This is a genomic window from Gammaproteobacteria bacterium (genome assembly GCA_016199745.1).
In the GTDB taxonomy this organism is placed as follows: domain Bacteria; phylum Pseudomonadota; class Gammaproteobacteria; order Acidiferrobacterales; family Sulfurifustaceae; genus JACQFZ01.
Map to the genome: position 1 here is coordinate 15,862 of JACQFZ010000016.1, position 14,233 is coordinate 30,094.

The following is a 14,233-nucleotide window of genomic DNA, read 5'->3' on the forward strand; positions in this document are numbered from 1 at the left end:
CCTGCATACCGCGCTACTCCTCCTGTTTTCACGGTTTAGCTGTTGAACGGCGTGGAGTCAATCGACAGGCAGTACCGAACTCATGCGCCCCCGCTCCCCTTGCCCTCCCCCGCAAGGGGGCCGGGAGATCCGGTTCGCCGCGCGTTATTTTGATCGGCTAAGATAGCGGGCCTGACGTTAGTGCGAAAGTGGAGAATCCATTCGTGGCTCATCAACAAGAGCGTGTACTTGCCCTTGCCGGCATCTTTCAAGCCGGCGGTCTGGCGCAACAACTCGCCCGTGACGGTCGTGCCGAGGCCGATGCGTTTCATGCCAGCATTCATTCCTTATTACTGATCGACGCCGCCAGCGCCGCCGAAGTTTACGGCGGCGTCCGCGGTGTCGCCCTCGGGCTCAAACTGCTGAGCGAAAAGCTCGTCGGTGTCAGCTCGCCGAAAGATTTAGAGATGGCCAAGTACGCGATGGCGACGATCCAGCTGGAAGCGGCGTTGCGGCGGCGGCCGGAAGTGGCCGCGGCGATTCGCGCCGGCATCGGCACCATCGAATCGCAGATGGCGTTCTTCGACACCGACGACAACGCGATCCATCCACGCTTGCTCGATAAGCTCGCCGAGCTCTACACCCAAACCTTGAGTACGGTCACGCCGCGCGTCATGGTCAGCGGCGAGCAAGGTTACTTAGCCAATCCGCATATCGCCGCCAGGGTGCGCGCGGCGCTGTTCGCCGGTGTGCGCTCGGCGGTCCTTTGGCGGCAATACGGCGGCCGTCGTTGGCAGTTGCTGCTATCGCGCACCAAGATCGCCGCCGAAGCCGGACGGCTGCTGAAAACGACATAGCCGATCGTCGTCAAACAATCAGGCGACCGGCGCGCAGCATCGGCTCGATCTGTTCCGCCGGTGCCGGGCGTGCCATCAAATAACCCTGCACTTCTTCACACCCATGCGCCGCCAGGAACGCGTACTGATCGATAGTCTCCACACCCTCCGCCACCGCTTTCACATTCAGATTGCGCGCCAACGCCATGATCGCGCCGGTGATCACGCGGTCGTTGCTGTCGTCCGGCAGGCCGTCGATGAAGCTCTTGTCGATCTTTAAATAATCGATCGGAAAGCGCTTGAGATACGACAGCGACGAATAGCCGGTGCCGAAATCGTCGATTGCCAGCGTGATGCCCATATCGCTCAAACGCCGCAGCACGACTTCGGCCGCCTCCGGCTGCTGCATCAGTACGCTCTCGGTGATTTCGAGCTCCAGCCGGGTGGGTTCGAGGCCACTTTCCTGCAGGATGGTCGTCACCATTTCCACCAGATCGCTCGCCTGAAATTGCCGCGTCGACAAATTCACGGCGACCCGGACCGGCGGCACGCCGGCGTCGTCCCAGCGCCGCATTTGCCGGCAAGCCGCCGTCAGCACCCAATGACCGATGGCGGCGATCATGCCGGTGTCTTCCGCCAATTGAATGAAGCGCAACGGTTCGAGCATACCGAGCTCCGGATGCTGCCAACGCAACATCGCTTCGACACCGGTGATGGCGCTGGAATGGACATCGATGCGCGGCTGGTAATAGAGCAACAATTGATCGCGCTCGATCGCCTGCCGCAGGCGGTTGCTGATCGACAAGGTCTCGAGCGCACGCGTATTCATGTCGGCCGAGAAGAACTGGAAATTGTTGCGGCCTGACTCCTTGGCGCGGTACATGGCGATATCGGCGTTCTTTACCAGCGTCTCGATATCCTGACCGTCGCGCGGGAAGCAGCTGATGCCAACGCTGGCAGAGAGGAACAGCTCGTGGTTGTCGACCTGCAACGGTAGACCCACGGTCTCGAGCAATTTGCGGGCGACGCTCGCCAGATCGAGCGAGTCGGCGTTGCCATGCAGCAGCACGGTAAATTCATCGCCGCTGTGACGCGCGACCACATCGACTTCGCGCAACGACTCGGTCAGGCGCTGCGCCACCTGCCGCAACACGGTGTCGCCCAGCTCATGACCGAGCGAATCGTTGATGCGTTTGAAGCGATCGAGATCGACAAACAATAAACCGACCTTCGCGCCGTCGCGCCAAGCGCGCAACAACGCTTCGCGTGCTCGCTCTTGGAATTGCAGGCGGTTGGCGAGACCGGTCAGGCTATCGAATCGCGCCTGCCGCTCGAACTCCGCGGCCAACACTTGCTTGCGACGGATGTCTTCGAACGCGTACCAAGCAGCGATCGACAGGCCGATCAGCGAGATGCCGACGACCAACGCCAACGTGCGACGCGCATACGCGGTGGCGATCTCTTCGACCCGATCGACCGGGATGTCGACTTCGATAGCGCCCAGCAGCTGATGTTGTTTCCACTGCTTGCCGGGGGCGACGCCGTTGCTGATACGAACGACGGCGGTGTCAGCGCGCGCTTCATAGGAGTTGTGGCAATCGACGCAGGTCCGACTGGCGGCCGGATCGGCACGCATGTAGCGCAGCGTGCGTACGCCATTCATCTCTTCGATGCGCCAAGCGGCACGCCAATCGATCGGGCCGTCGGGATCGGGCCGGTCTTGGCGCTCGAGCTCGATCCAGGCCCAACGTTGAAACACATCGGTCAATCCCTGCGCCGGCTCGAGATTCCATTTACTGAGCGGCCGATAGCGGAACATGCCTCCGCTCTTGATCGACGCCTCTTGCCCAACCAATTTCAAAAACTGCGCCGGCAACGGCACATGTCCGCGTTTTTGGTGTGACGCAATATCGGGTCCAAAGCCGTCGCGCGTAAGCTTGTCGGCGACCGCCGACGTATACACGCTGCGCGCCGCTAGCGCCTGCCGCGCGACCACTTCAGCGATCTGGGTCGCCTCGTGCTCGATGAGCCGGTGTTGGGCATCCAACATGACGAGAAAAGTCGTGAGCGCTACCGCCGCCATGATCAACACGAACACGGGCACCAATGGATGCCCGAGGCTCTGGCGCAAAAGCGCAACGAACCGAGTTAGCACGGCGAATATATTCTTCAGTTAGATTTTCTATGAGTATAGTGGCCAAATTTTTACTAAGCTGACGAGCAAAACCGGCGCCAAAAGCCGTTTCCGCCCGGTTCCGTTGCGCTGACCGACTATTAGCGTGGACCATAATTAGGATTGATATTGACAATACCGTAAATTTGCTTTCGCCCTACTCAAGGAGTAAGGTCCGCGCGCATTCGTGTCTAGTTGGAGCAATAAAAACGTGAATAACAACTCGGAGGGACACCGCTCGTCGACGGCGGCACTCACGCTACTTGCACTTGGTGTTGTCTACGGGGATATCGGTACCAGTCCGCTGTATGCCATCAAAGAAACTTTCAATCCGGTTCACGGAATACCGCTCAATACCGTAACCATCTTGGGCGGGCTGTCGACTATTTTTTGGTCGTTGATGATCGTCGTCACGCTCAAGTACGTCACGCTGGTCATGCGCGCGGACAACAATGGCGAAGGCGGAATCATGGCGTTGTTCGCGCTCGCTTCGTCGGCCGCCAAAAATAAAAGTCCGGGCTGGACACGACCACTGCTGTTGCTCGGTTTGATCGGCGCGTCATTGTTCTACGGCGACGCCGTTCTCACACCGGCTATCTCGGTCGTATCCGCCGTCGAAGGCATCGAAGTCGGCACCGCTGCACTCAAACCGTATGTCGTACCGCTATCGGTCATCGTGCTCGTGACACTGTTCATGTTTCAGCGCCATGGTACCGCTGCCGTTGGCACACTGTTCGGACCCATCTGCGTATTATGGTTTCTGGCGATCGGATCGGTCGGCATTTACAACATCGGGCAAAACCCGGTCGTACTTGAGGCAATCAATCCGGTACACGCGTTACGCTTCGCCACCGGCCATGGATTCGCTTCGTTCGTCGTCCTCGGTGCGGTGTTGCTGGCGTTCACCGGTGCCGAGGCACTTTATGCCGATATGGGGCATTTCGGCAAAAGGGCAGTGCGCATCGCTTGGTTCGGTCTGGTACTGCCGGCGCTCGTGCTCAACTACTTCGGTCAGGGCGCGCTGCTCATTCGCGATCCGAGTGCGGTCGTCAATCCGTTTTATCTCGCTTACCCGTCATGGGCGCTGTTTCCGATGATTGGGCTCGCCACGGCGGCGGCGATCATCGCCTCGCAGGCGACGATCTCGGCAACCTACTCCATGACTAAACAGGCGATCCATCTGGGTTGTTTGCCGCGCATGAATATCTTGCATACCTCGGAGAAAGAGGCTGGTCAGGTCTACGTGCCGGCAATTAGTTGGACACTGCTGGCAGCGGTAATAATGGTCGTCGTCGGATTTGGCTCGTCGACGACGATTGCCGCGGCCTACGGCGTTGCCGTGGTCGGCACAATGTTGATTACCACATTCCTGACCTTCTTCGTCATCCGTTACGACTGGGGCTATCCGCTGTGGTTATGTATGTTGGCGACCGTGTTGTTCATGGCGTGGGACTCGGTGTTCTTCTCGGCAACGTTGCTCAAAATTTTTGACGGCGGTTGGTTCCCGCTGACCTTGGGCGCTGTGGTGTTCGTTATCATGCTCACCTGGCGGCGCGGCCGCGAGATTCTCATGACTCACCTGAAACAGCGATCGCTACCGCTCGATAGCTTTCTGCAAACACTGCTCGCCAATCCGCCGTCGCGCGTACCCGGCACAGCGGTGTTCCTGACATCGGCACCCGACGCTGTGCCGCACGCGTTGCTGCACAACCTCGTACACAACAAAGTGCTGCATGAACGTGTCGTATTTTTGACCGTCACCGTCGGTGAAGTCCCATTCGTGCCCGAAAGCGAACGCATCACTATCCAACCGCTCGGTCACAACTGTTATCGCATCATGATTCGCTTCGGATTCAAAGATACACCCGATGTGCCGAAGGCGCTCATATTGTGTGCCCAGCACAAAAAAACACCGCTGGAATTTCCGACACTGAAGACATCGTATTTCTTGAGCCGCGAAACCGTCATCGCCAGCGAACGCACCGAAGGGATGGCGCTATGGCGCGAACGAATGTTCGCCACGATGGCGCGCAACGCCGGCAGCGTCGTCGAATATTTCAATCTACCGACGAACCGCGTCATCGAACTTGGCACACAAGTCGAGATTTAACACCGGCGTTTCCCTCTCCCTCATTCCCTCTCCCACTGACGTGGGCGAGGGAGGCGAGCCGAGGCGCGCTTTGCGCGCACTAACATTTGGCTGGTCGGCAGCGTCGTCGTGGTTACAGCAGGAATTAGCGCGCTATCGTAAGCCGGCTAATTGAACGTTAGCGGCGTAGTTGATCCAAATATTCGCGCGACTGCATTTCGATCAAACGGCTGGCGGTGCGGTCGAACTCGAAGATCATCGCCCGCGCCTGTGGTGTCTTCGCTACCTCGTCCTTCTTCAACAACTGCTCCGGCGCGGTATCGGCCGATATCAACAATTTTACGCCATGCTCGTAGAGCACATCGACTAATAACGTGAAACGGCGCGCCTCTTCGGCGCGTTCGGGACCGAACCGCGGCACGTGCGACAAAATAACGGTGCGAAACTCTTGGGCAATCTCGAGATAATCGAGCTGCGATCGGCCCCATCCGCAGATTTTGTCGAAGTCGAACCAGACAACACTACCGGCACGGCGCCGGTAACTGATGCTTCGGCCTTCGATCTCGAGCGCGCCGGTCTCTTCCTCGGTCTCGGCCAGACGCTCGAACGCGGTGGTTAGCGCCGCTTCTGCCTTGACATCAGCCGGCACGTGATACGTCGACAACTGCGCCAGTGCCCGGCGCCGATAATCGACGCCATTGTCGACTTCGACCACATCGAGCCGTTGCTTGAGCAAGGCGATGGTCGGCAAGAAGTCATCGCGCTGCAGCCCATCTTTATATAAACCGTCGGGCGCATAGTTCGAGGTCATGCAATAAACCACGCCGAGGTCCATCGTCCGCCGCAGCAACCGGCCGAGAATCATGGCGTCGGCGACATCGTTCACGTGCATTTCGTCGAAACAAATCAAACGAAAACGCTCGGCAATGCGTTGCGCCAACAGATCGAGACGATCGGGCTCGCCCTTGAGCGTATCGAGCTCGCGGTGCACGTCGCGCATGAAGTGGTGAAAGTGCACTCGCTGTTTGCGCACGAACGGCACACACGCGTAGAAGCTATCCATGAGAAAGCTCTTACCGCGACCGACACCGCCCCACAAATAAATGCCACGCGGCAACACCGGCCGCGGCATCAACCAGCGCAGGCGCGAGTGCCGTTTCTGTTTGAAATCGACCAGCTGATCGTAGAGCTGCTGTAATCGCTCGACCGCCCGCTGTTGCGCGACGTCGGCGACAAAACCACGGCGCTCGAGCGTGCGGCGGTAGAACGTGCGCACATCGAGCGCGGTCTCGTCGGCGGCAGACATTAATCCATTATTCCGGCTGACAAAGAAGATGGGCAACGAGCGGCGATTTTACTGAAACTGTAGCGCAACGCTAAGCGCGGCGTTTACGGGCAGCGGCAGTTGCGGTTTTCAGACGATGTACCGTAGTCGATCGCCGCCGGCCGCTGATGGCGCGCAATCCGTCCATATAACCATCGATCAACGGTGTTGCCCATTTCGCCAGCGGCAACTGCTTCGGATCGAGCACCCAGTTCATGATTAAACCGTCGACCAATGCATGCAGCCCGACCGCCGCCAATCGCGGCTGAACCGACGGCGCCAACAATCCTTTACCGGCAGCATTGCGCAGGCCCCGCTCGATATGCGTGAGACACTGCCGGCGGCATTCGATGTGGCGCTCACGCAGCTGCTCCATCTCGTCGACATATTCGATTTTGTGACAACAAATTTCGAACACGCGCTGACACTGCGGATCGGTCGTGAGTCGCTCGAGTACCGTCAATGCGCAGGCGCGCACGAACGTGAGCGGGTCGTCGATATCGGCGCGGCTGGCGCGCGCCGCCATTTCTTCCATCGGCAACGACACGCGCTTCATCATTGCATCGAACAAGTCGGCCTTATTTTTGAAATGCCAATAAATGGCGCCACGGGTAACGCCAGCGGCGTCAGCGATGTCGTTGAGCGACGTGCGCGACACGCCTTTTTTCAAAAAAACCTGTTCGGCGGTGTCGAGGATGCCGTTGCGGGTTGCCAACGCCTCTTCTTTCGTACGTCGCGCCATTCAGCAAATCTCCTCGCGGCAACTACAGAGAATCAATAGAAAAATCGAATATGGCCAGAAAGGACAACGGCATTTATGCGCTGCACTGTCCATTTGTCCAAGGCCACCCGGCTTTACATACATTCATGAATGTATGTAGCATACGCTATCCCAGATGGAAGATCGAGCGGCCGAGTAACGTACCGCAAGCGAGACAAAAATATGACGAAGCTGTTACCTCTATTCGCCAACACCCTGCGCACCGGCGCGCTGCTGCTCGTGACCGGCGTGATCGCATTTATCGCCGGCTGCGACTTGGCGAGCTCGCAGCCGCAAATGGCCATGCCGCCGCCGGACGTGTCGGTGATTACGATAGCGCCGAAAGATCTGCCAATTACATTCGAATATGTTGGTCAAACCGAAGGCTCACGCGAAGTCGAAGTGCGCGCCCGCGTTACCGGTATTTTGTTGAAGCGCAATTATCGCGAAGGTTCGGCAGTCGATGCCGGGCAATCGCTGTTCACCATCGATCCGGCGCCGCTCGAAGCGGCGCTAGCGCGCGCCGAAGCCGACGTCGCTTCGGCCGAGGCGCGGCTGACGCAAACCACGCGCAATGCCGAGCGCTTCAAGCCGCTGTTCGAAGCGAAAGCCGTCAGTCAAAAAGAATACGACGATACGATATCGGCTGAAGCGGTCGCCGCCGCCGACGTAAAGTCGGCGCGCGCACGATTGACCGAGGCCAAACTCAATCTCGAATACACAAAAGTCGAATCGCCGATCGCCGGCATCGCCGGGCGCGCGCAGCGCTCGGAAGGTAACTACGTGACCGGCCCGGACGTGTTGCTCACGACCGTATCGCAGATTCATCCGATCCACGTGTTGTTCGGCATCTCCGATCAGGAGCGCATGAAGCTCAATCGCGAGGTCGAAGCCAAACGCTTGGTGTTGCCGAAAAACGGTCAGTTCGAAGTCAGCGTGAAGCTGACGGAAGGCGCGGCCTACGACAAAACCGGCAAGCTCACATTCGCCGACGTGCGCATTTCCGATACCACCGGCACCAGTGAAGCACGCGCCGAAATACCGAATCCCAAAGGCCTGCTGCGACCGGGTCAGTTCGTCCGCGTAGTCCTGCAAGGCGCGCACCGCCCGAACGCCGTTCTCGTACCGCAACGAGCGGTCCTCGAAGGGCCCCAAGGCAAGTTCGTCTACGTCGCCAGCGCCGATAACAAGGCCGAGTCACGGCCGGTCGAGGTCGGCGATTGGTACGGCAACGATTGGATCATTATCGCCGGCCTGAAACCGGGCGACAAAGTCATCGTCGACGGTGTCATGAAGATCGGCCCGGGCGCACCGGTGCATATCACCGACCCGAATGCCCCCAAGGAAGGCGGCGCCGCCCCGGCAGCGCCGGCAAACCCAACGACGGCGGAAACGCCGCCTGCTAAGAGCTAACAAGAAACGACACCATGTTCTCGCGCTTCTTTATAGATCGACCGATTCTCGCGGCCGTGATGTCCATCTTCGTGGTCATCGCCGGCCTCGCCGCCATGCGTGGTCTGCCGGTCGCGCAGTATCCGGAGATCGCACCACCGGTAGTAACGGTGACCGCCGCCTATCCCGGCGCGTCGGCACAAGTGTTGGAACAAACGGTGGCGGCGCCGCTGGAGAATCAGATCAACGGTGTCGAGCACATGATCTACATGGGCTCGAATTCGAGCTCGAACGGCGTCGTCCAGATTCAGGTAACGTTCGACATCGGCACCGATATCAATCAAGCAGCGCTGAACGTTAATAATCGCGTGAAGCAGGCCGAGCCGCGGTTGCCGGAAGAAGTGCGGCGCCAGGGCGTAACCGTCGAGAAAGGCTCGTCGTCGTTCCTGCAGGTCATCGCGTTTTACTCGCCGGAAGATCGCTACGACGATCTTTACATCAGCAATTTCGTCACGCTCAACGTGCTCGATTCGTTAAAGCGCGTTCCGGGCACGACCAATGTCCAGATTTTCGGCGCCAAAGACTACGCCATGCGCGTGTGGGTGCGGCCCGATCGGCTGTCGCAGCTCAAGCTCACGCCGAACGACCTGATCCGCGCGCTGAACGAGCAAAACGCGCAGTTCGCCGCCGGCAAGGTCGGGCAATCGCCGAGCGGTACACCGCAAGAGCTGGTCTACACCATCACTACCAAAGGCCGACTGAGCGACACGCGTGAATTCGAAAACGTCATCATCCGCGCTAATCCGGACGGCTCGATCCTGCGGTTGAAAGACGTTGCCCGCATCGAGCTTGGTTCTAAAGATTACGACTTCATCGGCCGCTTCAACGGCAAGCAAGCGGTACTCGTCGGCGTGTTCCTACAACCGGGCGCGAATGCGCTCGACGTCGGCGCCGAAGTCACGCGCACAGTCAATGAATTGGCCCAGCGCTTCCCTGACGGCCTGTCGCACTCGGTCGCTTACGACACGACGCGGTTCGTGCGCGTGTCGATCCGCGAAGTGGTGAAGACGCTGGCCGAAGCGATGGCGTTGGTCTTTATCGTCGTGTTCTTGTTCCTGCAAAACTGGCGGGCGACGCTGATCCCGTTCGCCGCCGTGCCGGTGTCGTTGATCGGCACGTTCGCCGGCTTGCTGCTGCTCGGCTATTCGATCAACACACTGACACTGTTCGGCATGGTGCTCGCCATCGGTATCGTCGTCGACGACGCCATCGTCGTCCTGGAAAACATCGAGCGCATCATGCACGAAGAGCACGCGTCGGCGCGTGATGCGGCGATCAAAGCGATGAAGGAAGTCAGTGGACCGGTGATTGCGATCGTGCTGGTACTATGCGCGGTGTTCGTGCCGATCGCCTTTCTCGGCGGTCTTACCGGCGAGCTCTATCGCCAATTCGCCGTCACCATCGCCCTCGCCGTCGTCATCTCCGGCATCGTCGCGCTGACACTGACACCGTCGCTGTGCGTGTTGATCCTAAAACACGAGCACAAGCAGCCGGGCCGCTTCTTCACCTGGTTCAACGATTGGTTCCACCGCGTCACCGGCCGCTACGCCAACGGCGTCGCTTGGATGATTCGCCGCAGCAGCATCGGCATAGCACTTTTCCTCGGCATGGTCGTTGTCACCGCAGGTCTTTGGTACAAAACGCCGAACAGCCTGGTGCCGGACGAGGATCAGGGCTTCTATATTTCCGCAGTTATCCTGCCGGATGGCGCGACGCTCGCGCGCACCGACAAGGTCGTCGCCGAAGTACTGCAGGCGATCAAGTCGAATCCGGCCAATCAAGACGCGATCGCCTTCACCGGCTTCGATTTTCTCGGCGGCGGCTATCGCAATAATGCTGCCACTATCTTCGTCACGCAAAAGCACTGGGACGAACGCGACGTAACGGCTAGCCAGCTGGTCGGCGAGCTGTACATGAAAACCGCACATATCAAAGAAGCGCTGGTGCTGGCATTCAACCCGCCGCCAATCTTCGGCCTCGGTACCGCCGGCGGCTTCGAACTATATCTGCAGAACCGCGGCGAAGGCGGCCCGCAGCGTACCGCCGAAGTCATGGGCCAGTTCCTACAGAAGGCGAACACCGATCCGCTGCTCGGCGGTGTGCAAACGTTGTGGCGCGCGCAAGTGCCGCAGCTCTACGTCGACGTCGATCGCGAAAAAGCGGCGTCGCTCGGCGTGCCGCTCGGCGAGTTGTACAGCGCGCTGGCGGCAACGCTCGGCAATTACTACGTCAACGACTTCAATAAATACGGCCGTACCTGGCAGGTGCTGATGTCGGCCGAGCCGAGCTATCGCAAAAATCCGGACGCCGTCGGCGAGATCTACGTGCGCTCGCTGCACGGCGAAATGATTCCGCTGCGCGCGCTCGCCACCATCCGCCAGGCGGCCGGCCCCGATTCGCTCGATCGCTTCAACAATCTGCAAGCAGTCAAACTCTTCGGCCAGGGTGCGCCGGGTGTGTCATCCGGTCAGGCGATCGCCGAAGCCGAGCGGCTCGCTAAAGAAGTGTTGCCGTCCGACTTCAGCTTCGATTGGGGCGGCGCGTCGTATCAAGAAAAGCGTGCCAGCGGCACATCGGCGATCGCGCTCGGCCTGGCCGTGATCATGGTGTTCCTGATTCTGTCCGCGCAATACGAGAAGTGGTCGCTGCCGCTGACGGTATTGATGGCGCTGCCGTTCGGTACGTTCGGCGCGCTAATGGCAGTATGGCTGCGCCACTTCAGCAACGACGTGTATTTCCAAATCGGTCTGGTCACGCTGCTCGGTCTGGCAGCGAAGAATGCGATTCTGATCGTCGAGTACGCGTTGTTGAAATACCACGAGGGCATGTCGGCATCGGCGGCGGCGCTCGAAGCGGCGCGCTTACGCTTCCGACCGATTTTGATGACGTCGCTCGCGTTCATCTTGGGCGTGCTGCCGTTGGCGATCTCCAGCGGCGCCGGCGCCGGCGCGCGCCAATCGGTCGGCACCGGTGTCATGGGCGGCATGATGGCGGCGACCTTTCTTGCGATATTCTTCGTGCCGCTGTTTTTTAAATTACTGACCGACAAACATTTGACAGAAAAGCGTTCGACCGACGAGCTGAAGGCGGAAGTCCAACATCACCGTCAATTGGAAGAAAAAGAACTGCACCATCCGCATGTAACACCGCGGTTGAAGGGAGATAGTAATGAGTAACGACAGTATTAAGGTCCAGAAATTATTCGATCGTCCGTTGTCTCGTCCCCTCCCCCGCAAGCGGGGGAGGGTTAGGGTGGGGGCCGTTGCCGCCACCGCGATAACGATTTCCACGTTAGCCGCCGGCTGCATCAACGTCGCGCCGACGTATGAGCGCCCACCCATCGAGCTACCGGCCGACTGGGCCAATGCCACCGGCCAAAGCACCGCCGCCGTCGGCGGACAGTGGTGGAAAATCTACGGCGACGCCACGCTCGACCAACTGGTCGACGAAGCGTTGACGCACAACGCGAATCTGCAACTCGCGGTCGCCCGCGTCGACGAGGCGCGGGCACTGCTCGGGCAAGCGCGCGCTGAGCAATTCCCGTCGATCGATGCGCGTCTCGACCGCAGCCGCACGCAATCGTCCGAGCGCGGCGCAATGCCGCTACCGCCTGGTGTCGAGCGCGAGACCGATACCTTCCGCGCTGCGGCCAACGTATCTTATGAGCTCGACTTCTGGGGCCGACTGCGCAACGCCAGCACGGCGGCGCGCGCCGAGCTGCTAGCCACCGAAGCCGCACAGGAAACCGTGCGCATCGCCCTCGCCGCCGATGTCGTACAAAGCTACTTCACGTTGCGCGCACTCGATGAACAAGTCGCCGCGACCCACCGTTCGATCGACGCACGCGCCGAGTCGTTGGCGCTACAACGCAAGCGCTTCGAGGCCGGTGCAATTTCCGAGTTCGATTACCGTCAACTCGAAGCGGAGAATTTGGCAGCGCTCGCGCAATTACCCGTGCTCGAACGCAACCGCGCGCAGCAAGAGCTGGCGTTAGCGGTGTTGCTCGGCAAGAGTCCGCGCATCATCTACGAAGGCAAGGTCACTATCGACACCGCGACAACCGCTGAAGATCAGCAACCGCCGGCATTGGTCGTTCCCGCCGGTCTGCCGTCGGAGTTACTGTTGCGCCGGCCGGATTTGATCGAGTCGGAAAATCGGCTGATCGCCGCCGACGCCCGCATCGGTGTGGCACGCGCCGCCTACTTTCCGTCGATCTCCCTGACCGGTTACATCGGCAGCGAAAGCGCCGTGTTGCGCGATCTGTTCACCGGTCCGGCCGGTATCTGGCAGGCGGCAGCATCGTTGACGCAACCGATCTGGGGCGGCGGTCGCCTGGGCTCGCAAGTCGACGCCGCCAACGCGCGCCAGCGGCAAGCGCTGGCGCAGTATCAGTCGTCTATCCAAAACGCTTTCCGCGACGTGCGCGGCGCCATTATTGCGCAGACGAAAACGCGTGAGCAGTTCGACGCCGAGAATTTGCGGGTAGCGGCGTTGCGTGAAACCTTGCGCCTGGCAAAGCTGCGCTATCAGAACGGCGTCGCCAGTCAACTCGATGTGCTCGACGCCGAACGCGGCCTGCTCGCCGCCGAGCTCAGCCGCAGCGACGCTCGCCGCGCCCAGCGCGGTGCCATCGCCGATTTGTTCAAAGCGTTGGGTGGTGGTTGGAGTACGAAACCTTAAGTCAAATCTGATAAATGCTTATAAGAACGGCAATCGCACCGAGCGAATACATGGCTCCCAATACGCATATGTTGTGCACCAACAGTTTCAGCAAGCATAACTCCTGCAGTTTTAATATATGCCTTCGAAAGAAATGGCACTTACTTAAGCGCCATCGACAACAGATACCACGATTGACTCCTCCCCCTTCAGGGGGGAGGTTGGGAGGGGGGTGGGTTTTATGGCAGCAATAACCGAGATCCCTGTTTCTAAAAAACCCACCCCCACCCCAGCCCTCCCCCTGAGGGGGAGGGAGCTAGAGCGTGCCGCGGCTTAAGTAAGTGCCATTCGTGTCTGGTCCTGTTAATTCACTGAATAACGTTACCGCGAGCCACTCCCCTCTCCCCTTGCGGGAGAGGGGCAGGGGGAGAGGGGTGGTCAAACAACTAATCCTATGTTTCCCCCTCTCCCTTGTTCCCTCTCCCGCAAGGGGAGAGGGAGACCCGTGGATAAGCGTCTGCCGGAATTCGTTGGTGAATTAGCGGGACGGGATACTAGGGCGTGTCCTCATTCCGACCTAAGAGCATCACGGAGTTGACGTTTGGCTCATTTATGAAATTCTTCCCTGACGAGGAGGATTACACGGATGACCCGACGTATTTTGAGCGATTTACTCTGGGAACCGCTTCAGGCCACGATGCGAGCCAAGGGTTGCCACCGTTGGCCGAATGACCGAGACATTATGGAAGCCATTCTTTGGAAACTGCGCACGGGTGCCCCGTGGCGTGATGTTCCGGAGGAGTTTTGTCCCTGGAAAACGGCTTATAACCGCTTCAATCGTTGGGCGGCCAAGGGGCTTTGGGCGGAATTTTTTTTGAGCTACGAGGCGAAATTGATACGGAGTGGGTATTCGCCGACGGAAGTTATGTTCGCGCTCATCAGCATGCGAGCGGAGCTCGGC

The 14,233-nt window shown here is 59.5% G+C and carries 8 protein-coding genes and 1 pseudogene; 6 read left to right on the plus strand and 3 right to left on the minus strand.

The window, feature by feature from the left end:
• The first annotated feature begins 203 nt into the window (after window positions 1-203).
• On the plus strand, window positions 204-836 hold the full coding sequence (hflD, locus tag HY308_03580; protein ID MBI3897361.1) for a high frequency lysogenization protein HflD: 633 nt from the start codon (window positions 204-206) through the stop codon (window positions 834-836).
• Between the two features lie 10 nt (window positions 837-846).
• Here hflD and HY308_03585 read toward each other — a convergent pair whose 3' ends face one another.
• Window positions 847-2,970, minus strand: a complete 2,124-nt coding sequence (locus tag HY308_03585) for an EAL domain-containing protein (GenBank protein ID MBI3897362.1) — start codon at window positions 2,968-2,970, stop codon at window positions 847-849.
• 205 nt (window positions 2,971-3,175) lie between these two features.
• On the opposite strand from HY308_03585, the gene HY308_03590 reads away from it, so the two are divergent.
• Entirely contained in the window at window positions 3,176-5,098 is a 1,923-nt protein-coding gene (locus HY308_03590) for a potassium transporter Kup (GenBank protein MBI3897363.1), read from the plus strand.
• A 157-nt stretch (window positions 5,099-5,255) separates the two neighbouring features.
• Here the strand turns inward: HY308_03590 and HY308_03595 are convergent, their stop codons facing one another.
• Window positions 5,256-6,383, minus strand: coding sequence for a cell division protein ZapE (locus HY308_03595; GenBank protein MBI3897364.1), 1,128 nt, complete (start codon window positions 6,381-6,383; stop codon window positions 5,256-5,258).
• Between the two features lie 70 nt (window positions 6,384-6,453).
• A complete protein-coding gene (locus tag HY308_03600) occupies window positions 6,454-7,143 on the minus strand; it encodes a TetR family transcriptional regulator (protein MBI3897365.1) in 690 nt (229 codons plus the stop codon).
• A gap of 315 nt (window positions 7,144-7,458) precedes the next feature.
• Here HY308_03600 and HY308_03605 point away from each other — a divergent pair, with 315 nt between their 5' ends.
• The 4 genes and pseudogenes from HY308_03605 to HY308_03620 all read left to right on the plus strand — a co-directional run bounded on the left by HY308_03605 (window position 7,459) and on the right by HY308_03620 (window position 14,233).
• Window positions 7,459-8,574, plus strand: a complete 1,116-nt coding sequence (locus HY308_03605) for an efflux RND transporter periplasmic adaptor subunit (GenBank protein MBI3897366.1) — start codon at window positions 7,459-7,461, stop codon at window positions 8,572-8,574.
• A 14-nt stretch (window positions 8,575-8,588) separates the two neighbouring features.
• The gene (locus HY308_03610) at window positions 8,589-11,789 is read left to right on the plus strand and encodes a multidrug efflux RND transporter permease subunit (protein ID MBI3897367.1); all 3,201 of its coding nucleotides are present in this window, start codon (window positions 8,589-8,591) and stop codon (window positions 11,787-11,789) included.
• Window positions 11,790-11,865: 76 nt separating this feature from the next.
• Window positions 11,866-13,293: an efflux transporter outer membrane subunit gene (locus tag HY308_03615; GenBank protein ID MBI3897368.1), complete on the plus strand. Its 1,428-nt coding sequence runs from the start codon at window positions 11,866-11,868 to the stop codon at window positions 13,291-13,293.
• A 625-nt stretch (window positions 13,294-13,918) separates the two neighbouring features.
• Window positions 13,919-14,233: pseudogene (locus HY308_03620) on the plus strand (transposase).

Excerpts from the sequence above, each read along its gene's own strand:
- HY308_03595 (MBI3897364.1), bottom strand. The coding sequence starts at position 6,383 with ATGTCTGCCGCCGACGAGACCGCGCTCGATGTGCGCACGTTCTACCGC.
- HY308_03600 (MBI3897365.1), bottom strand. The coding sequence starts at position 7,143 with ATGGCGCGACGTACGAAAGAAGAGGCGTTGGCAACCCGCAACGGCATC.
- HY308_03605 (MBI3897366.1), top strand. The coding sequence starts at position 7,459 with ATGGCCATGCCGCCGCCGGACGTGTCGGTGATTACGATAGCGCCGAAA.
- HY308_03610 (MBI3897367.1), top strand. The coding sequence starts at position 8,589 with ATGTTCTCGCGCTTCTTTATAGATCGACCGATTCTCGCGGCCGTGATG.